The 20,838-nt window shown below is 36.5% G+C and carries 23 protein-coding genes; 4 read left to right on the top strand and 19 right to left on the bottom strand.

All coding sequences use genetic code 11. The features are described from left to right. Positions 1 to 129 precede the first annotated feature (129 nt). The 8 genes from ACFQU5_RS08190 to ACFQU5_RS08225 form a co-directional block, all read right to left on the bottom strand. Complete coding sequence (locus ACFQU5_RS08190; protein WP_390286632.1) at positions 130 to 984, bottom strand: CvfB family protein; 855 nt, start codon at positions 982 to 984, stop codon at positions 130 to 132. Positions 985 to 1,021: 37 nt separating this feature from the next. Further along, positions 1,022 to 1,432: a transcriptional regulator MntR gene (mntR, locus tag ACFQU5_RS08195; RefSeq protein ID WP_390286634.1), complete on the bottom strand. Its 411-nt coding sequence runs from the start codon at positions 1,430 to 1,432 to the stop codon at positions 1,022 to 1,024. Between the two features lie 154 nt (positions 1,433 to 1,586). Beyond that, entirely contained in the window at positions 1,587 to 1,871 is a 285-nt protein-coding gene (locus tag ACFQU5_RS08200) for a late competence development ComFB family protein (protein WP_390286636.1), read from the bottom strand. Between the two features lie 121 nt (positions 1,872 to 1,992). After that, positions 1,993 to 2,754, bottom strand: coding sequence for an exodeoxyribonuclease III (locus ACFQU5_RS08205; RefSeq protein ID WP_390286638.1), 762 nt, complete (start codon positions 2,752 to 2,754; stop codon positions 1,993 to 1,995). A 317-nt stretch (positions 2,755 to 3,071) separates the two neighbouring features. After that, positions 3,072 to 3,992, bottom strand: coding sequence for a UDP-N-acetylmuramate dehydrogenase (gene murB / locus ACFQU5_RS08210; protein ID WP_390286640.1), 921 nt, complete (start codon positions 3,990 to 3,992; stop codon positions 3,072 to 3,074). 78 nt (positions 3,993 to 4,070) lie between these two features. Next, positions 4,071 to 4,379 carry a winged helix-turn-helix transcriptional regulator gene (locus ACFQU5_RS08215; protein WP_390286952.1) on the bottom strand — a complete coding sequence of 103 codons (309 nt, stop codon included), beginning with the start codon at positions 4,377 to 4,379 and terminating at the stop codon, positions 4,071 to 4,073. Positions 4,380 to 4,676: 297 nt separating this feature from the next. After that, entirely contained in the window at positions 4,677 to 5,315 is a 639-nt protein-coding gene (locus ACFQU5_RS08220; protein WP_390286642.1) for an FMN-dependent NADH-azoreductase, read from the bottom strand. 159 nt (positions 5,316 to 5,474) lie between these two features. Next, positions 5,475 to 6,179 carry a DsbA family oxidoreductase gene (locus ACFQU5_RS08225; protein ID WP_390286644.1) on the bottom strand — a complete coding sequence of 235 codons (705 nt, stop codon included), beginning with the start codon at positions 6,177 to 6,179 and terminating at the stop codon, positions 5,475 to 5,477. A 199-nt stretch (positions 6,180 to 6,378) separates the two neighbouring features. On the opposite strand from ACFQU5_RS08225, the gene ACFQU5_RS08230 reads away from it, so the two are divergent. Next, complete coding sequence (locus tag ACFQU5_RS08230; protein WP_390286646.1) at positions 6,379 to 7,761, top strand: FAD-dependent oxidoreductase; 1,383 nt, start codon at positions 6,379 to 6,381, stop codon at positions 7,759 to 7,761. A gap of 124 nt (positions 7,762 to 7,885) precedes the next feature. Here the strand turns inward: ACFQU5_RS08230 and ACFQU5_RS08235 are convergent, their stop codons facing one another. From ACFQU5_RS08235 to ACFQU5_RS08250, 4 genes are all read right to left on the bottom strand, one after another. Continuing rightward, complete coding sequence (locus ACFQU5_RS08235) at positions 7,886 to 8,809, bottom strand: manganese-dependent inorganic pyrophosphatase (RefSeq protein ID WP_390286648.1); 924 nt, start codon at positions 8,807 to 8,809, stop codon at positions 7,886 to 7,888. 52 nt (positions 8,810 to 8,861) lie between these two features. Beyond that, complete coding sequence (locus ACFQU5_RS08240; protein ID WP_390286650.1) at positions 8,862 to 9,149, bottom strand: hypothetical protein; 288 nt, start codon at positions 9,147 to 9,149, stop codon at positions 8,862 to 8,864. Positions 9,150 to 9,200: 51 nt separating this feature from the next. After that, entirely contained in the window at positions 9,201 to 10,055 is an 855-nt protein-coding gene (locus ACFQU5_RS08245; protein ID WP_390286652.1) for a MurR/RpiR family transcriptional regulator, read from the bottom strand. A 257-nt stretch (positions 10,056 to 10,312) separates the two neighbouring features. Next, positions 10,313 to 11,542, bottom strand: a complete 1,230-nt coding sequence (locus ACFQU5_RS08250) for an MFS transporter (protein ID WP_390286654.1) — start codon at positions 11,540 to 11,542, stop codon at positions 10,313 to 10,315. 198 nt (positions 11,543 to 11,740) lie between these two features. Here ACFQU5_RS08250 and thrC point away from each other — a divergent pair, with 198 nt between their 5' ends. The 3 genes from thrC (at position 11,741) to ACFQU5_RS08265 (ending at position 14,507) form a co-directional block, all read left to right on the top strand. After that, positions 11,741 to 12,793: a threonine synthase gene (thrC, locus tag ACFQU5_RS08255; protein ID WP_390286656.1), complete on the top strand. Its 1,053-nt coding sequence runs from the start codon at positions 11,741 to 11,743 to the stop codon at positions 12,791 to 12,793. After that, the gene (gene thrB / locus ACFQU5_RS08260) at positions 12,790 to 13,704 is read left to right on the top strand and encodes a homoserine kinase (RefSeq protein WP_390286658.1); all 915 of its coding nucleotides are present in this window, start codon (positions 12,790 to 12,792) and stop codon (positions 13,702 to 13,704) included. Before thrC ends, thrB begins: the two co-directional genes overlap by 4 nt. A 161-nt stretch (positions 13,705 to 13,865) precedes the next feature. Further along, complete coding sequence (locus tag ACFQU5_RS08265; RefSeq protein WP_390286660.1) at positions 13,866 to 14,507, top strand: NAD(P)-dependent oxidoreductase; 642 nt, start codon at positions 13,866 to 13,868, stop codon at positions 14,505 to 14,507. A gap of 117 nt (positions 14,508 to 14,624) precedes the next feature. On the opposite strand, the gene zupT is transcribed toward ACFQU5_RS08265, so the two are convergent. The 7 genes from zupT to ACFQU5_RS08300 form a co-directional block, all read right to left on the bottom strand. Beyond that, positions 14,625 to 15,443: a zinc transporter ZupT gene (gene zupT, locus ACFQU5_RS08270; RefSeq protein ID WP_390286662.1), complete on the bottom strand. Its 819-nt coding sequence runs from the start codon at positions 15,441 to 15,443 to the stop codon at positions 14,625 to 14,627. Between the two features lie 178 nt (positions 15,444 to 15,621). Further along, on the bottom strand, positions 15,622 to 16,239 hold the full coding sequence (locus tag ACFQU5_RS08275; protein WP_390286664.1) for a phosphatase PAP2 family protein: 618 nt from the start codon (positions 16,237 to 16,239) through the stop codon (positions 15,622 to 15,624). Positions 16,240 to 16,407: 168 nt separating this feature from the next. Further along, positions 16,408 to 16,740, bottom strand: coding sequence for an antibiotic biosynthesis monooxygenase family protein (locus tag ACFQU5_RS08280; RefSeq protein WP_390286666.1), 333 nt, complete (start codon positions 16,738 to 16,740; stop codon positions 16,408 to 16,410). Positions 16,741 to 16,806: 66 nt separating this feature from the next. Next, positions 16,807 to 17,847, bottom strand: coding sequence for a siderophore ABC transporter substrate-binding protein (locus ACFQU5_RS08285; protein WP_390286668.1), 1,041 nt, complete (start codon positions 17,845 to 17,847; stop codon positions 16,807 to 16,809). A gap of 176 nt (positions 17,848 to 18,023) precedes the next feature. After that, positions 18,024 to 18,791 carry an iron ABC transporter ATP-binding protein gene (locus ACFQU5_RS08290; RefSeq protein WP_390286670.1) on the bottom strand — a complete coding sequence of 256 codons (768 nt, stop codon included), beginning with the start codon at positions 18,789 to 18,791 and terminating at the stop codon, positions 18,024 to 18,026. Continuing rightward, positions 18,788 to 19,741: an iron chelate uptake ABC transporter family permease subunit gene (locus tag ACFQU5_RS08295; protein ID WP_390286672.1), complete on the bottom strand. Its 954-nt coding sequence runs from the start codon at positions 19,739 to 19,741 to the stop codon at positions 18,788 to 18,790. The genes ACFQU5_RS08290 and ACFQU5_RS08295 overlap by 4 nt, the downstream gene beginning before the upstream one ends. Then, on the bottom strand, positions 19,731 to 20,684 hold the full coding sequence (locus ACFQU5_RS08300) for an ABC transporter permease (protein WP_390286674.1): 954 nt from the start codon (positions 20,682 to 20,684) through the stop codon (positions 19,731 to 19,733). The genes ACFQU5_RS08295 and ACFQU5_RS08300 overlap by 11 nt, the downstream gene beginning before the upstream one ends. Between the last annotated feature and the right edge of the window lie 154 nt (positions 20,685 to 20,838).

Raw genomic sequence — 20,838 nt, forward strand, 5'->3', positions numbered from 1 at the left:
CAACAATTAGTACGTAAAAAAAAGTAAAAGGTTCCATTTTATCTTTCCTTAGAATTTGAATTGTAAACACTCTTTTTTTATAAAACAAGCTGTGACACAGATAATTTGGTCACAGCTTTTTACTTTTCTTTATAAAATTTCTGTCCATCCATCTTGTTGCTTAATTTTCCCGGCTTTCATTAACGTACCAAGAGCTCTTTTAAAAGCTCCTTTGCTCATATGGAACATTTCTGTAATTTCTTCTGGTGTGGATTTATCTCCAAATGGCATTTTACCGCCAACGCTTTGTAAGTACGCAAAAACTGCTTCGGCATCTTGTCCAAGTCTTTCATGCTTTCTTGGCAGCAATGAGCCATTTAATGAACCATCTTCTTTTACTGCGATGATTCGCACTTCAACTTCTTGACCGAGTCTTGGTTCTGCTTCCATCTCCGTATTATGAACAAAAATTCGATAAGGTTCCTCTATGCCTATTAAAAACGATCCTACTGGCAATAGTCGGTAAGGACGTGCTTTAATGTTTTTATTGTGCATTTCATCATATGCACCCTCATACAATTCATTTACTTTTTCTTCCGTTATTAAACGGCCAAATAAATCCCCATTACGGTCAGTTCGAAGTGTTAAAAAAAGATGGTCTCCCACTTCCGGCCATACATTTTGTAAAGGAGGTAAATCCTCTTCTTTGACTAGAACCTCTCTTGATGATCCGATATCAACAAATGCTCCCTCTTTTGTTACTTTTATAACACGAGCCCAGCCGTAGTCACCTTGCAAAATCGCTGGAATGGCAGTAGTTGCTTGTAAATTGCCACGACGATCCGCATATAGGAAGACTTTAACTCTTTCACCAATTGCTAAAGGTGTTTGTACATCAGAACTGTTTAAAGGGATCTCGATATGGCCATTCGTTAGTAACCATTTTGACCCCTGTTCCTCTAAGACTGTTAATTCAACAACTTGACCTGATTGTAATTCGTTCAATTTTCTTTTCCTTTCCACTATTTAAATAGAAGTGATTTTATTGTTCTTTCATAGCTTCCAATCTTTTGACTAGGTGCGACTCTTCTTCCAGCAGTTGGACTAGGTCTGCAATTCGGTCAATCGAATTCCAACTTAAATGGTGTTCGATTCCTTCAACATCCTCATATATTCGCCCTTCATCTACACCAATAAGCCTTAAAAACTGTTCAAGCAATTCGTGTCTTTTAACAAGACGTTTACCCAGTTTTTCACCCTTCGATGTTAATGTTAGCCCTCTATATTTTTCGTATACTAAATATCCGTCTTTGTCTAATTTTTGCACCATTTTAGTTACTGAGGAAGGGAGAACAGATAATGCCTCAGCTATGTCCGACACCCTCGCATATCCTTTATTTTCGATTAACAAATAAATTTGCTCGATATGATCCTCCATACTAGGTGTTGGCATAACAAGTCTCCTCACTTTCAAAATATCAGTTTAATTTTACTACAACACACCTAAAAAGGTAACTTAAAACAATTAATATAGATTTTATCCGTTTAGCATAAATTAAACTTGAAGAAAAAAGTCCAAAAAGCCTTTTACAGACTTATTGGACATTTTAGTTTTTATGGTTTGCATTTTTGCCAACTGTATGAATTGCTATGATAATCTTTTTATTAATTAACTCGAGATGATGGGGTGTTTTTAATGTAATATATGCTTCTTCTCTATCATCATTTGTTGACACGTAGTACGTTGGCAATTGATTTAACGCATATGCACAAATAGTCATTTGACAGGATTCACAATCACAAAATGTTTGATAATCAGGACTATGCAACAAAAATCTTACAAGACCTTGTACCATTTCTTCTGTTACATTGATTAGTATTGGCTTTGACAAAGATTTTCGCCTACCTATATTTATTCTTCTTCTTTTCAACAAACTCTACATAGCCTTGTAGATAATTTGTATAATGAAATCTGTCTATTTTAACAAGCAAGTTATTGCAAGTAAAGCTTTTTTACAGATTAACATTTATATCCAATAAGATCGGGCAATGATCACTGCCTAGTACATGGGCATGAATATCTGTTTTTCGAACATGTTCTACTAATTGCTTAGAAATGATAAAGTAATCAATTCGCCAACCAATATTTCGCTCACGTACTTTATTCATATACGACCACCAAGTAAAAGCATCTTCTCTCTCAGGATTAAAATGCCTGAATGAATCAATAAATCCCGATTGAAGTAACTCTGTCATTTTGCCCCTTTCTTCAAAAGTAAAACCTGAATTTCCAATATTAGATTTCGCATTTCTTAAATCCTTCTCTTCATGCGCAACATTTAAGTCCCCACAATAGATGACCGGCTTTTTACTATTCAATTCCTTTAAATACGCGGATAGCTTTTCTTCCCATTCGAGACGTTTAGGTAAGCGTGCTAGATCTCGCTGTGAATTAGGTGTGTACACATTTACTAAATAGAATGTGTCATATTCCAGTGTAATAATACGTCCTTCTGACTCACTTTCTTCTTCTCCGACACCATACGCTACAGTAAGTGGTTCATGTTTTGTAAAAATGGCAGTCCCAGAATAGCCTTTTTTCTCAGCATAGTTCCAATACTGATGATACCCTTCAAATGGCAATTCGATTTGCCCCTCTTGACATTTCGTTTCTTGAATACAGAAAAAATCTGCCTCTACTTCATTAAAATAACCGATAAAACCTTTTTTCACACACGCACGTATTCCGTTAACATTCCAAGATATGAATTTCATTGCAAACCCCTCTATGTATAAATTAATTATTTATCTTATATCTGAATTGCAAATAAGCGCTTCCCTTTACAAGAGGCACTCACACTTTAAACAACGCCTTTCAACCTGCGTTGACTTGCTGGCTCGTCCCTTTTATGAACGTTTTGTTCTATTCGGGACAAGACTTCTGCGATCCGTCTTGTCTGGCGGGCGTTTTCAAGGCAGTCTGGCGAAACATTACTCATCAAGAATCACCTTAAAATACGTGTAGACAAAGTCGGATTTAACCGACTTTGTCTACACTTTTGAGCGCCTAACTTTAGGAGAGACGCTCTCTTTTAGTTTGTTAGATCTTCACCAACAATTTTCACTTCTAATTCAAGTTCTATATCGAAATTTTCTTTTACCGTACGTTGAACCATTTCGATTGTCTGAATATAGTCTGTAGCTGTTGCTTGGCCTTTGTTAATAATAAACCCTGCATGCTTTGTTGATACTTCAGCACCGCCTACACCTTTACCTTGCAAGCCACTATCTTGAATTAATTTACCTGCAAAATAGCCTGGTGGTCGCTTAAAGACACTACCTGCCGATGGGTATTCCAAAGGTTGTTTTGATTCCCGTTTATAAGTTAAGTCTGCAACTTTTTCATCTATCTCTTGTTGATTTCCCTTTTTTAGCAGGAAGTTTGAAGAGAGTACAAAATATTCTTTTTTGGCAATAATGCTTTTACGATAGTCTAGCTCAAGCTCTTCTTTCGATAGAACTATACGTTCGCCTTCTTTTGTTAATACCGTGCAATCTACAATAATGTCTTTAATTTCTCCACCATATGCTCCTGCATTCATAGCCATGGCTCCACCAACGGAACCAGGTATGCCACATGCAAATTCAAAGCCTGTTAAACTATTGGCTGCCGCAGTGCGAGACACTTCTTTTATGAGCGCTCCACTTTGTGCATATATTTTTTCCCCATCTAAACGGATTTCATCAAGCTTTGTAAATGAAATAACGATTCCCCTAACACCGCCATCACGCACAACCATGTTGGAACCATTCCCTAACATTAATAGGGGCACCTCATGTTGATATGCGTATTTTACTACCGCCGTTGCTTCCTCTTCTGTTTCAGGCAGGACAAAAATATCGGCATTGCCCCCAAGTTTCGTCATTGTATATGTTTTTAAAGATTCATTAATTTTAATGTTACCAGGATTTACTATTTTTGCTAAATCTTCTGCCCAGCGCTTAATTGTCATAAAAGCAAATTTCCTTTCTACTACATACTCTTTTTAAGTATGGGTAATTAAAAGCTTTTTGACAAGTGATACATGGCCTTATTTTATCCAACATTGTGACCATTTCTCGACTTCACGAATCGCACCCTCCAGTGCGTTTCCTTTATCTGTAAGGAAGTATTCTACACGAACAGGTACTTCTGTGTAAACTTTCCTTTCAACAACCCCCTCTTTCTCGAGTTCCTTTAAACGCTCTGAAAGAAGACGACCACTTACGGGTAATGCCGCTTCAATTTCGTTAAAACGTTGTGGGCCTTCTAGTAGTTGATATAGTATTAATGTTGTCCACCGCTTCCCAAGCAACTCCATGGCTTTGGCTAGGCGGGGACATATTGCAGATTCTTTCATCATTCCACCTCAAATTAAGTAGTTCAATATACTTATTAACATTCAATTGAATTTATCATATGCGTGTTCTATTCCTAGTGTACCATTTTACATCTAGTTACGAAAAGTAAGCTGAATCAAATTAAAGCGATATTAGGAATATTTCTGATTTTATTGCCTCAATGATTTTATGAATTCCCTTTTGACTCTATTCATTCGACAAAGAGATTCTATATTTTAGTGATTTTAATCCTGTTAAGAAGTATCTATAACGAAGAAAAACCCCAACTTCCATGATCAAGTTGGGGTTTCAATAAATTATGCATTTACTTTAGCTAAATTTTGAGCCGATGCTTTTACGCGTTCGATTCCTTCTGCAATGATTTCTTGTGCTTTGCTTGGTTCAGCATTATGTCCTTCAATGATTACTTCATCATGAAGTGTCATTCCTGCTACTCCACCAAATACGTTTTTAATGTAGTTTACCGACATTTCCATAGGTTGTGCTTCTGGAGCTGAATAGTAGCCACCACGAGCGTTTAAGACAACAAACTTTTTGTCAGTTAATAACTGAATCATTTGTCCATCAGCAGAATATTTAAACATGAAGCCAGCAGAATAAACATAATCAATGAAAGTTTGTAATTTAGCAGGAATCGTTAAGTTCCAAAGCGGGAATGCAAGTACAACTACATCGGCAGCAGTTACAGCATCCATTGCTTTTTGTTTTGCTGCTAAAAGACGAGATTCTAATTCAGTTAATTCTTCACCGTTTTGAACTTTACCAAATGCATTAAATAGTTCTTGTCCAAAATACGGTGTATCCTCCTGGAATAAATCGTAAGTTGTTAGATCTACACCTTCAACTTTCTTTGCTTCTTCTACATAAGCTTCGTACATTTTCGTTGAAACGCCATCAGGGCGGTTATTTGCTTTAATGACTAATACCTTTGTCATAATATAAAAACTCCTTTTAAAAAATTATGTATCTTGAAATCAAGATATATAATTAATCTTAATGGAGTTAAAAAATTATTTCAATAAAACAGTTCTAATACTTTTGACTGAATTCCACTCACAAATTTTAATATCTTATGCTAATTTGCATTTCAGTTACTAAAATTCACACTGCCCATCTGCACATACTGATCCATTATCTCCAACCATCTTTAATTTAGGTTTTAAACCAGCTTCATCTGCAGCCTTTGATATCGTTTGCTCAAAGATAGCTTTTGGTTGTGCTCCTGATATACCGTATTTATTATCAATGACAAAGAAAGGAACTCCGCGGACACCTAAATTTTGTGCTGCTGATATATCTTTCTGCACTTCATCACTAAATTGGCTACCATTTAAAATTTCCTGTGCCTCAGCTTTATCAAGTCCAATGTCTTCTACTAAGCTTAGCAATACTTCCTGTTTCCCGATGGCACCGCCTTCTAGGAAATATGACTGAAGAAATCTCTCGCTTATTTCTGGACCTTTACCTTTTGTACTTGCCCATTTTGCCAAACGATGTGCAGCTGTTGTATTTGCATCTTTCATAATGTCGAAATTGTAATTTAATCCAACTTCCTTTGCACGCTCAGCAACATTTTTCGTCATCTCTTTGGCTTGTTCTTCTGATATATTATATTTATTACTTAAGCTAGCATATACCGTTTTGTCTGTATCAATAGGTGTAGTGGGATCGAGCAAAAAGCTCTTCATCTCCACTTCAATTTGTCCTTCGTATCCAGAATCCTTAATAGATTGTTCTAGTTGACGTTTACCTATATAACAAAATGGACAAACATAATCTGACCATACTTCAACTTTCATCAGCAATTCCTCCTCTTTTCTTCATTGTACGAGTGAAATATTTTTTCGACAATTAAAGTGCTCATTTGAATATAGTCATCCTTTTTTTCCAATACTTTATATAAAGTAGATAATTTCACCAAAATAGTGAGATTTACTACTATATAATATTTATTTCGATACTTTGATTGTGTGAAATATGAGTAAACTGGAGGCACTTATGCAAAATTCATTATGGCTAAATAACGTAGAAACTCCTGCATTCCCCACTTTATCAACTTCCTTGGATTGTGATGTATGTATTGTGGGGGGCGGATTATCTGGAATCTATACTGCTTATCTTCTTGCTAAAAAAGGCGTGAATGTTGTCTTACTCGAAGCAAAGCCCTCGCTTGCTATCGGTACAACCGGGCACTCTACTGGTAAATTAACACCACAACATGGTGTAGTTTATTCCAAGCTTTTGAAGTACTTTTCTACTGAAGATGTGTTTACCTATTATGAGGCAAATAAAAATGCAATTGAATCCGCACTTCAAGTGGCTTCAGAAGATACTTTCAAAAGAGTGGATTCTTATTTATATGCCACTACAGTTTCCGGCAAGCAAACCATAGAAAAAGAATTATACGCCTATCAAGAATTAAACATTCCTGGGGTGGAAACAACTGAAACCGAGCTTCCTTTTGATGTCACATCTGCTCTCAAAATGGAGGATACTGCACAAATTCATCCGACAAAATTTGCGAACCATTTTTTAAAACTTGCACTGGAAAATGGGGCTGCAATCTATACAAATAGTCGTGTGACAAAGGTTGAAATTGATGAGAAATTCTTATTAACCGATAACGATTCAAAGGTTACGTTCAAGAAATTAGTATTATGTACGCACTACCCAATCGAATCAATAAAGAACCTAATCACAGTAAAATTATCGATTGATCGTTCATATTTACTTGCCGCTAAGACAACCGAAGAACTAAAAGGCCAATACTTATCCGTTGAAAATTCATCACGTTCGACTCGTACTGCCTTAGTAGAAGATACCCCTTATCTTATCTATGGAGGAAGCAGTCATATTGCAGGAGAAGTCGAGGATACGGACAGTTATTATGAAACGTTAAAAGACGAAATGCAGACGACTTTTAATTTACCGGAGCCACCTCCTTTCCTTTGGAGTGCACAAGATCCAAACACTCCTGATTTAGTTCCTTATATTGGACAGATTTCTGAGGACACGCCGGACCTTTATATAGCTACTGGCTACCGTAAGTGGGGGCTTTCGAATTCACTCGTTGCCGGAGAGATACTTTCAAGTTTAATTACACATGAAACCCACAAGGCAGCCCGTATTTACAGCCCTACACGGGATCAGTTTGGGACAAATTTCTTAAGGGGCTTAAGTACAATTGGCTTTGTAACAGCTAATTTAGCTGAAGGGTATTTGACAAGAATGGAAGCTCCCAAATGTACACATCTAGGCTGTAAAACAAGATGGAATAAAGGGGACGAAACATGGGATTGTCCTTGCCATGGTTCTCGTTATGATAAAAATGGCAACGTAATCGAAGGGCCAGCAGTTTATCCATTGAAGTTAAGAAAGTAGTATCGGGAACCGGGGTTGAAGTTGAGGACGCGAGATTATGCCCTACTAACTGAATTATTGCCAATATAAAAAAGGTGGACCACAAAAGTCACATTAGAATGACTTGGGCCAACCTTTTTTTATTTTATAGTCCTTCAGTTAAAACTGGAACGATTTGTTTTTTACGAGATACAACACCAGGTAAATCAACTAAATCATTTACTAATTCTTTTCCGAATGCCTCAGCAGCAGCTTCTGCAGCATCACCAACTACTACAGCAGTTGAATCATTATTTAATATGTCTGTCACAACGAAGAAAAATAGATTTAAATCATTTTCTTCAATGTTTTGCTTAATTAAGCTTACTAGCTCGTCTTTACGATTTAAGACATCATTTACATCTACTGCATTCACTTGAGCTATAACTGATTTGACTTCACCAAACGCAAACTCTTTTCCATCTAGTGATAGTAAATCCTCTAGTGATTTATCTGAAAGATCTGCACCTGCTTTTAACATAGCTAAACCATATTCATCCAAATTTACACCAGCTATTTCGGCTAATTCTTTTCCGGCTTGTACATCTTGTTCTGTGCAAGTAGGAGATTTAAATAATAACGTATCCGATACGATCGCAGAAAGCATTAGACCAGCAATATTCGAAGGTACTTCTACATTATTTTCCTTAAAGATTTTATTAAGGATTGTTGCTGTACATCCAACTGGCTCAGCACGATAGTAAAGTGGATCTGAAGTTTCGAAGTTTGCAATACGGTGATGGTCAATTACTTCTGTCACCTTTACTTCTTCAATACCCTCAGCTGATTGTTGACGCTCGTTATGGTCTACTAAAATCACTTCACTAGCTTCACCTGCCACATTACTTATTAGACGAGGAGCATCAAAACCGAATTTTTCTAATGCGTATTGTGTTTCATTGTTTACCTCGCCTAATCTAACTGCCTCTGCATCCACCCCAAGTTGTTGTTTTAGATACGCATAGCTAACTGCAGATGTAATCGTATCTGTATCTGGATTTTTGTGTCCGAAAATTAATACTTTGCTCATAAATATGAGGCCTCCTATTGATCTTTTCTTCAATGATTTCGAGTTTATTTTATCATACAACAGCATGAATAGAAAAAAGAACTTCACTGTTTGCAAACGCTAGCTCCTCCACAACTTCGGTGCTGTCTTCAAGGACAAAAAGCGTCCTTGCAGCCAACTCCTCCAGTTGTTGTCGGAACTGAACGAGCCCGTTCCACTTTTCTTTTTGTCTAGTTGCAAACGCTAGCTCCTCCACAACTTCGGTGCTGTCTTCAAGGACAAAGAGCGTCCTTTTGCCAGCCCCTCCAGTTGTTGTCGGAGCTGAAAGAGCGTTCTCCACTTTTCTTAGAAAAAAGCGCATTCGTAAATGCCCCCGCAATTTACGAATACGCTCTCCGAAACAATAGCTTAACTAAATATAGAGTGTTTTCTCTAAATATAGAGAATTATTATTGATTTGTGCATTCACTTTCTGAAAGTTTGTATATTGATTTTTATTTTGCGCAACCATTCCCTCGACTAATGCATGGATTAATGAATGCGCAGCAGTAATTGTTTCGGCGAATGCTGACTTTTGTGATCCTACTGTAAACAGTACCTCTGCGTTACCTCTTATTGACGAAATACACGAATGGGTAATCGCAATCATCTTCACTTTCCTATTTTTTGCCATTTTCGAAATTGCCAATACATCTTCAGCACAATCATCTAGTGCTATAACAAATAATAGAGTATCCTCTTCCATACTATTTATTTGCTGTACAATGTTCTCCACATCAGGCTCAATTTGTTTGACCTGTCTTCGATAATTACTTAACGTACAAGTTAAGAAGTTGGCTGAAGGTAATGATTGTCTCAATCCGAGTACATATAAGTCTTGTGATTCGTGCATCAATTTAATTGCTCGATCAAATTGTTCTTCATTAACAATATTAATCGTATTTAATATACTTGCTACATCTCGGTTCATCACTTCATTTAGAAGGTTTACATTCTTCTTCGGTATAAGCGGATGCGATTTTTCTACCTTGTCGCCTTGTCCCATTAAATCCGCCCTAATTTTCTCTTGCAGCTCCGAGAAACCTGATAATTCCATTGCATAACAGAACCTAATTACAGTCGATTCACTAACTCCAATTAGCTTACCGATATCCGAAGCTATATGAGTAGCTATAACGTTTGGGTTATCAATAGTAAACTGGGCAACTTTACGCTGTCCTCTAGATAAACGGATAAACCGCTTTTTAATCTGATCACAAAAGCACATTTTAGCTCCCCCACTCCTCTATTCAATTATTCTTTTCCTTTTTGTATACATATACTAATTTAATAATTGATATTATCACTATTATAGATTGAATACAATGATTTTTCAGAAAAAACTTTAACACATTAACTTAAAAAAGTTGATAAATTGTAAAAATACTGGATGTTTATATGAAAAATCTAATTATATTAAGAAAAATTCGCCATAAAAAAACTGATTCAAGTTCAATAAAAAACTTAAATCAGCCAAATTTTATTTTATTCCAATTCAGTTTGCTTTGTTTCTTTCCCTAGAAATAATACTGCTGCAGCACCTATTAAAATCGATACACAGAAGATCGAAAAGATAAACCCAATCTCATATTTTGCATTTAATAAATATCCAACCAACAGCGGGCCAAATATTCCTCCAATGCGTCCAACAGCTGCCGCCATCCCAGCACCTGTTCCTCTGATTATCATTGGATATTGTTCTGGTGTATAGGCATAAAGTGCACCCCATGCTCCTAAGTTAAAGAAGGATAATAAAATTCCCGAAGTAAGTAGTACGGCAATTGATTCTGCATTCCCGAAAACAAATGCACTTGCTGCTGTACCTACTAAATAAGTTACAAGAACAAATTTTCTTCCCAATTTCTCAATGAACCACGCGGCTGTAAAGTAACCAGGTAGTTGTGCCAATGTCATGATCAATACATATTTAAAACTAGAAATTAAGTCGAATCCTTTCCCTACCATTACACTCGGCAGCCACAAAAACATTCCATAATATGAAAATACTACTGTAAACCAAAGAATCCATAGCATAAGGGTTGAACGAGAATATTTCCCGCCCCAAACTCCTGCAATATTTTGCATGATAGATCGATTTTTTGCCTCAGGTTTTGCCGTAAACTGCGGAGAGTCAGGTAAATGAATTCTTATATAGACTGCATATAATGCTGGAATAGCTGTTAAGAGTAAAGCCACTCGCCAGCCTTCGATTGGCCAAAATTCTGCTGGAATGACAAAGTAGGAAATAATGGCTGCTATCAACCAACCCCCTGCCCAAAAGCTTTCCAGCAGAACCACAACTTTCCCTCGTTCTTTCGCTTCAACACTTTCGGATACTAACGTGGAGGCTACAGGAAGTTCTCCGCCAAGCCCCATTCCTACAAGGAATCTTAGAATCAGAAACGCTACAAATGTTGTCGTTATTGCTGATAGACCACTTGCAACAGAGAAGATAATTAACGTCCACATAAAAATTTGTTTGCGCCCGACTTTATCTGCAAATACCCCAAATACTAATGCCCCTACCGCCATACCGATAGAGTTAATACTGCCAATCCATCCCATTTGAGATGTGGTTAAATCCCAATCGACTGCTAGTGCTGCAATAACAAAGGATAAAATCCCAACATCCATTGCATCAAACATCCAGCCAACCCCCGCAACACGTAATAGTTTATTACGAGAAATCGGTGTTGTTTCTGTATTTTTGCTCATATTGTACCCACCTGTCTTTACACATGAATTTACATATCTATACCATACAATTATTTCAATTATGTGACAAGCTAAAAATTATATGTGTATTCTGTGAAATTGGTAAATGCTATTGAAAAGTACTACACATTTGAGTTAAAATGTCTCTTATATACAAACAACTGTTCATTCAGCGTGAACAAAAGGAGCTAATCTGTCATGTGGAAAGGTCTTATCGAAGAATATAAAGAATTTTTACCCGTTAATGAAAATACACCGCTACTTACGTTAAATGAGGGAAACACTCCTCTTATTCATTTAGTTAATCTTTCAAAAGAATTAGGCATTGAATTATACGGTAAAGTAGAAGGGGCCAATCCAACTGGATCATTTAAGGATCGTGGAATGGTATTTGCTGTTGCCAAAGCAATTGAAGATGGAGCAAAATGCGTTATCTGCGCTTCGACTGGCAATACGTCGGCTGCTGCCTCTGCTTATGCTGCACGTGCCGGAATTCAGTCAATTGTCGTTATTCCAAAAGGAAAAGTTGCACTTGGCAAGTTAGCACAAGCTTGTATGTACGGGGCAAAAATAATTGAAATCGATGGCAATTTTGATGATGCTCTTGCAATTGTACGCAGAGTTAGTGAAACTACGCCTGTTAATTTAGTTAATTCCGTAAACCCATATCGAATCGAAGGTCAGAAAACAGCCGCATTTGAAATTGTTGATAGTTTAGGACATGCCCCTGATTATTTATGTATTCCTGTAGGGAACGCTGGCAACATTACAGCTTACTGGAAAGGTTTCAAAGAATATAACGAAGCAAAAAATACTGGTTTGCCTAAAATGTTCGGCTTCGAAGCTGAAGGGGCTGCTGCAATAGTAAAAGGAGAGCCAATATCAAATCCTGAAACTGTCGCTACAGCAATTCGAATCGGAAACCCTGCAAGCTGGAAATTTGCTGAGGCAGCCCGTGATGAATCTGGCGGAATTATTGATTTAGTAACTGATGATGAAATCTTGGAAGCATATAAATTAATCGCACGCAGTGAAGGAATTTTTGTTGAACCGGGCTCTGCTGCCTCGCTTGCTGGTGTTATTAAATCAGTTAAGAACGGTGGAATTGAAAAAGGCAGCCGTGTTGTAACAGTATTTACAGGTAATGGCTTAAAGGATCCAGATACGGCTATGAATGTTTCAACAGTGGATCTAGTCTCTCTTCAAAACGATGAAAACGATATTCGCCATTATATTGAGGGAATTCTATGAGTAAAAAATGGCAAATCATAGTCCCTGGAAGCACTGCTAACTTAGGACCTGGTTTTGATTCCATTGGACTTAGTTTAAACCTTTATCTTGAATTAACAGTTTCACTAGCAGACCAATGGGAAATCATTCATGTTTCAGATCACCTTCCCCAAGATATCGTCATTGAGGAACACTTAATCTATACCATTGCTAAAGAAACGGCAGCTCGTTTTAATAAGGAATTACCACCTTGTCAAATTGTGATGCGAAGTGAACTTCCCTATGCGCGTGGGTTAGGTAGCAGTGCCGCAGCAATCGTTGCAGCGATTGAATTAGCGAACCTAGTATGCGAATTACAATTAACAATACAGGATAAATTAAACATCTCTTCACAAATTGAAGGCCATCCTGACAATGCAACCGCTTCTGTACTTGGTGGTTTAACAATTTCTCAAATGAACGAACAAGGAATCGTCGATACAATCCATGTAAAAGATTTAGATGCTTCTTTTGTTGTGTTTATTCCTAGTGTAGAGCTAAAGACGTCAGAAGCTCGTAAAGTTTTGCCTGATCAGTTGGACCGCAGCTATGCCGTTCGTGCAAGTGCAAATGCGAATATGTTAGCAGCTTCACTCATCTCCAAAGATTATGAGCGAATCGGGCAATATATGGAATCGGATTTATTCCATGAGCCTTTCCGTTCAAGTCTTATCCCAAATTTTGATGAGATACTTTGTGCAGCAAAAGAAGCTGGCGCTTATGGCACTGCGTTAAGTGGAGCCGGGCCAACCATGATTTCAATTATTCCGAACGCTATCGGTGACCAATTTGTTTTTACAATGAAAAATCGGTTCCCTACTCATGAGATTATTTTAACGAAAGCCGACCACCAAGGGGTGTCAGCCAAAATTCTCAATGATGTTCTAACATAAATAATTAATATAGATGTCCAATGGTTCATATATATAACTATTGGACATCTTTTTTTCATTTTATTATGCATCTAGCTGTCCAACCTATGTTTCGCTAAGTTCAATCTTGGGGATAAAAGATTAAGGGGATGTTCTATTAACAATTAGAAAGGGGAATCGAAATGAGAATTGGAATTATTGGGGCAACTGGTAAAGCTGGATTTACAATTTTAACAGAGGCCAGAATGCGACATCATGATGTAACCGCCATCGTTCGTAATAAGGATAAGATTACTTTGCAACATATCAATATATTAGAAAAAGAAGTATTTGACTTAACCAGAGAAGATTTACTTCAATTTGATGTTGTCGTAAATGCTTTTGGTTCTCAACCAGGCGAAGAACATCTACACGTTGAATTTGGACGCTTTCTTATTTCGCTTTTAGAAGGGAGCAGGACGAAACTATTTGTAGTTGGAGGAGCTGGAAGCTTATTTATTGATGGGAAAACAAGGCTAATCGATATTCCGGATTACCCTAAAGAATTTAGAGAAATCGCAACCCAACAGTTACAAAACTTGGTAGATTTACAAAACTCCTCCATTAAATGGACATTTTTAAGTCCCTCTGCCTTGTTCGATTCCGACGGACCAAGAACAGGCCATTACATTTTAGGTAAAGACCATCTCCTACTAAACTCCCAACAGATTAGCTATGTCAGTTATGCAGATTACGCGGTAGCTGTACTGGATGAAATCGAAAGTCCAATTCACGAAAATGCACGTTTTACAGTTGCTTCTGAAAACTTAACTAGTAGCTCATAAAATCAATCCGTAAAGACTAATGCCAAATCGGCTAGAGTGACTTATAAATAGAATGCCCTTAAAGTCATCCAATGTCTTTAAGGGCATTTTAATTTCAACAAAAATAACAGTTCTATATTAGGCCAGTAATAGCAAACTTAAAGCCATTACAGCCATTCCTGCAACTAATCCGTAAATCGATAAGTGAGTTTCGTCATATTTTTGGGCAGCCGGTAAAAGTTCATCTAATGAAATGAATACCATAATCCCAGCTACAGCAGCAAAAACAATCCCGAACATTGTGTCTGTTAAAAATGGCATTAATATTAAATATGCTACAATAGCGCCGACTGGTTCTGCTAAACCAGATAGAAATGAAAGTTTGAATGCTTTTTTTCGAATTCCAGTTGCAAAAAAGATTGGAATTGCAACTGCAATCCCCTCAGGAATATTGTGGATTGCAACAGCTATGGCGATAGCAATTCCCACGCTCGGATCCTGCATTGCAGACATAAATGTTGCTATACCTTCAGGAAAGTTATGAATGGCAATTGCCAATGCAGTGAACATCCCCATCTTCATTAATTTATCTTCATCTATAATACGTGCATCTAACTCTGCAGCATGCACATCCTCTACAGTTTTTACCTCATGTGGATTATTCCCTTTTGGTATAAAGCGATCAATCAATGCAATAAAGACAATCCCTCCAAAGAATCCAATTACAGTCATCCAGTATCCTTGTGTTTCTCCGTGTGCAGCAACCAGGGCATCTTTTGCCTTCACAAAAATTTCGACTAAAGAGACGTAAATCATAACACCTGCGGAAAAGCCTAAAGCAACAGAAAGAAATTTCTTGTTTGTTCTTGATGTAAAGAAAGCGATTAATGCCCCTACTCCAGTAGCCAAGCCAGCAAACAGCGTTAAACCTAAAGCTAAAAGTACATTACCCTCCATTTAGTTTTTAGTCTCCTCTTTTAATTTGATACTAGTATTATATACTTAAAAGTTTCCTTTGTGCAACTTTTTTAGCCGAAGTTATATCTTGTGCGCCAGGAAAACTTTAACTATAGTCATTCCTTTCTAAATAGCCACATTTTTTTGTCATAAACATAAAAATAGATAGCACCCAATTTTAGGTGTTATCTATAATCTTACTAATCTTTTGTTTTCTTCTTTCATACCAAATTACACAGACAACAAACCAAGTAAATCCTAAACTCCAGCCCGCTACAACATCAGTTGCATAATGATGACTATCAGTAATTCTGGATAAACCAGTAAGGAGGGTTAAAAGTATAGCCGTAACCCAGAAGATCAGAGTTTTTTTATTATCCATTAAAGCTTCAGATAATAAATAAGCTATTGTAAATAAATAAAGCAACCCTATCATTGCATGTCCAGATGGAAAACTAAATGAGGTCATATCATTAGCTAATTCCGGTCTTGGACGATCAATCCAATTCTTGATTAGTTGATTCAATACTCTCCCCATTCCAATCGTCAATAATACAAAAAGCATTCCACGAAAATTTCGTTGAACTAGCCATAGAACAAACAAAAGTATCAGTGCAATCGTAACAATTGTTGTAGTTTCCCCAAGAATATGGAAGGCTGTTATCAAGTCATTTCCGAATAGAACATCAGATATTGCTTTATCGAAATTAACAAAGGACGTTTTTTCAAAATTGATTAGCATGATTAAAAATAAACAGAATGTAATAATCGCCAAGATATAAGAGGTTTTTTTCATATAGTTCCCCCTTTCTTTTTTATAAATATTACCATATTACTCATTATTATTTAGAAGTAAGTTTTATTCTTCTTGATAATAGCCTTCTACTCCAACTCCAGTAAAAATGTAATTAGAGCAAAAAAATCCCCAAAGTTTGTTTAATTACAAACTTTGGGGACTAGCACTTTATTCAACTATTGTGTAGTTACCATGCTCCATATTAATCACGTATTCCGGTTTTGGTGGCTTCCCGCCATGCTCTTTAATTTTTTCTTTATGGCCTCCGATATGCTCAGGACTCTTTTCCCAAGCCTTCCATGCATCTTCAGATTCCCAACGGATAATCATGACAACTTCTTCTTCTCCACGACGTACATTTTTAACAAGAAGTTCACGGCCAATAAATCCTTCTCGTTGTTCGATCAATGTAGGGCCTTGACCGGGTTTCTTTTTAAAACGCTCTAAAATTTTGTCTGAATTTCCTTCTGTAATCGTCCATTTTCGAATTTGAACAAACATGACCATTCCCCCTGATATTTAAGATAAGGCCATCCCAAAAGCGGGATAGCCTTCTTTTTCAATACATTATTTTAATTCATCTAGGATTTCTTGAATTTTAGCAAGCTCTGATTGTAAGCCGCCTCCACTTAAGTACCATAGAGGTCCATCTAAATAAACGATCTTATCATTTTTATAGGCGATTGTTTCTTTAATTATATCATTTTCCATATCTGTCTCGATATTAGATGCTTCACCTGTTGCTGCTGTACGGTCGATTACGAATAATACTTGTGGGTCAAACTCTAAAATTGCTTCGAATCCAAAGTCTGAACCATGTGAAGAAGATTCAATATCGGTTGTTACAGGAGTAAATCCATAAATATCATATATATATCCAAAACGAGATTCTTTTGCAAAACCTGATAATTTACCTTCATTGTACATTGTTACTAATGAGTTATCGTAATTACCAGCTAAAGTTTTTACTTCTTCGATTGCTGATTCGATTTTAGCGACGTGCTCTTCCACTTCAGCCTCTTTACCAAACATTTTAGCTGCAATATCAGTTGATGCTAAGAATGTGTTCCAGTAATCATCTTGGTTTGTACCAACAAAGATTACGTTTGGAGTGATTTCCTTTAATTGTTCATAGAATGCAGATTGACGACCAGAAATGAAAATTACGTCTGGTTCTAAAGCAGCTATATCTTCAAGTAATGGAGTTTTTAAATTACCAATGCTTGAATATTCATTACCAGAGTATTTTGAAAGGTGTTCAGGTAATGTAGAATCTTTTGCTACACCAACGATTCCTTCAACTCCGATAGCATCAAGCGTATCTAAGAAACCATAGTCAAAAACAACAATTTTCTTCGGCATTTCTTCTAGTGTTACATCTTCAAAAGCAATTGTGCCTGCATCTTCACTTTCAGTAGAAGCAATTGTTGGGGATATAGTCATCGGGTAAACAGGACCCTCTGTACTTTCAGATGTTCCTTCTGTAGCTGATTGTTCTTCTGTTGATGTATTTGTATCTGATTCAGTTGACTCGTCAGATCCGCCGCATGCCGCAAGAACAAATAATAGACTTGCTAAAATTACACTTAGTAATTTCCAATTTTTCATTTTCATTTCTCTCCTATCTATCTGTTTACGATAATGATAATCATTATCAACTAACTAATTGAAATTATAGCACTTAGAAAAAAAAGGTCAACACTTTTTTAAAATTTAATTTCCATTCTTTACAAAAAAATGATTTAGAAAAGTATGCCTAACAAACTTCTCTAAACCATTAATCACTACGAGTGCGAGTTAAAATAAACGCAAATTCGGCATCCATTTTGTTCCTGCACCGGAATGTTCATATCATAGATTTCACGTAGAGCCTCCGAGTTAATGATTTCGTTTGTCGGTCCATCCTTAACTACCCTACCATTTTTTAATGCAACGATATTGTCTGAATACACTGAAGCAAAATTAATATCGTGTAATACGATTACAACTGTTTTGCCAAGATCATCAACGAGCTTGCGTAAAATCTTCATAATTTGAACAGAATGCTTCATGTCTAAGTTATTTAATGGCTCATCCAGTAAGATGTATTCCGTATCCTGAGCAATTACCATTGCTATAAATGCTCGTTGTTTTTGCCCGCCGGATAATTCATCCAAGAACATATGCTGCATATCCGTTAAATTCATATAGTCAATAGCTTGATCTACGAATTGTTCATCTTCAGACGTTAAACGACCTTTTGAATAAGGATAACGTCCAAAAGAAACAAGCTCACGTATCGTTAATCGTACATTAAGGAAATTTGCCTGCTTCAAAATCGATACTCGCTTTGCAAATTCATCGGACTTCCACTGCTTTACATTGTTTTTATCTAATAACACTTCACCTGTGTCTGCATCTAATAAGCGACTAACCATTGATAATAGAGTCGATTTCCCAGCACCATTAGGGCCGATAAAGGAAGTAATGGCCCCTGGTTGAATCTTGATAGAAACATCTTCTACAACAGGTTTGTTACCAAATCTTTTTGTTAATCCCTTGATTTCAATCATCCTGCTGCCCTACTTTCCCTTAGTAATAAGTAAATGAAATAAATTCCACCAACAAAGTTAATAATGACACTCAATGTTGTATTCATTTCAAAAATATGTTCTACGATAAATTGACCACCGACTAGAGCAATCACACTCATTAACCCTGCACCTAATATGTGAATAGAGTGCTTGTATGTGACTAAAAACTGATATGAAAGATTTGCAACGATTAAACCAAAGAATGTGATTGGTCCAACTAATGCAGTTGATGTTGCAATTAGAACCGACGATAAAATTAGAACGTTCAAAACCAATCGATCATAATTTATTCCTAGATTAATAGCATTTTCACGACCAAGTGACATAACATCTAATTGGCCCATTATACGATAACCGTATGCAAAAGCTAAAAAGAGAATCCCTACTGAAATGTATAGCAACTCTACTTTAATATTAACAAAACTTGCAAATAATCTACTTTGTAAACTTAAGTATTCAACAGGATCAATAAGTACTTGTAAAAAAGAAACAAGACTTCCTAAAAATGTCCCCAATATCATTCCGATTAATAACAATAAATAAACTGGATGTTTATCCGCACGGAAAAGGAAACGGTATAAAATTAACGCAAACAATACCATTGCTATGATAGATGCTGCAAAATTCAAATATTGGTTCACTACCCAGATAGACACTGAACCTGCAAAGAAGAAGATAAGCGTTTGCACAACCTCAAACATCGAGTCAAGACCCATGACTGAAGGTGTTAAAATACGATTATGTGTAATCGTTTGGAATACGACCGTCGAATATGCAATGGCAAAGCCAGTTACAATCATTGCCCCGACACGCATCATGCGTCGAGGAAAGGCATAATCAAACCCGCCTTTGATATCATAAAATCCATATAATAAAATACAGATTATCGCTACAACCGTTAAAATAATAAGTTTCGTACTATTTCGCATATGCTCTCCCCCTAATTAACATGATTAAGAAGATTACACTGCCGATAACTGCTACTGTTACGTTTACCGGAATTTCATATGGGTAAATAACCACTCGGCCAATTATGTCACAGATTAATAGGAAAACGACTCCTAGTGCAGCTGTATGAGGAATTGTTTTACGCAAGTTATCGCCCATATATAGGGAAACTATATTCGGTACTATCAACCCTAAAAATGGAATTACCCCCACTGTCAAAACAACAGTAGTTGCGATTATTGCAACAAGAATAAGCCCAATATTAAGAACAAACTTATAACTTAATCCCAAGTTTTTTGCAAAGTCTTCTCCCATACCCGCAACTGTAAATTTATTGGCATAAAGATAAGCCAAAATAACTGCTGGTATGCTGAGATAAAGAAGCTCATAACGCCCTGCAATAACTAAAGTGAAGCTACCCATCAACCATGAGCTAATATTTTGAAGCAAATCTGCTTCATATGCGAAAAACGTCGTAATCGAGGACAAAATGTTCCCATACATTATCCCGATTAATGGTACAAATATAACATCTTTAAATTTAATTCGATCTAAAATCTGCATGAAAAGCAAAGTTCCAATTAACGCAAAAGCAAAACTAAAAATAACCTGCTGAGTATACGTTACATTTGTAAAGAACAACATCGAAATAAGAATCCCTAACTTAGCAGCGTCTAATGTTCCTGCTGTTGTTGGAGAAACGAATTTGTTTCGACTTAAGCTTTGCATGATTAAGCCCGCAATACTCATCCCTACACCCGCTAGAATAATCGCAATTAGACGCGGCACACGACTGATTAAGAAAATTTGCATTTCTCTTGATTCCCAATTAAGCAAATCACTTGGTTTTATATCAATCGCACCAATAAAGAGCGAAATAAACGACAGGATGATTGCTGCGATAATTAACATCCACAGTCTCATTTTTATCCCCATATTCTTTTTATTCTCAAGTATGTAATGAAAATAATTCTCAACCTCGAGTACTCTATAAGTATATCTTATTGAATTGAAAAAAATCAATAAAGTAATGAGAATGATAATCATTGAATAACAGAAAAGTTTGCAAGAATGACAA

This window comes from Ureibacillus sp. GCM10028918, from assembly GCF_042666115.1.
Classification (GTDB): Bacteria; Bacillota; Bacilli; order Bacillales_A; family Planococcaceae; genus Ureibacillus.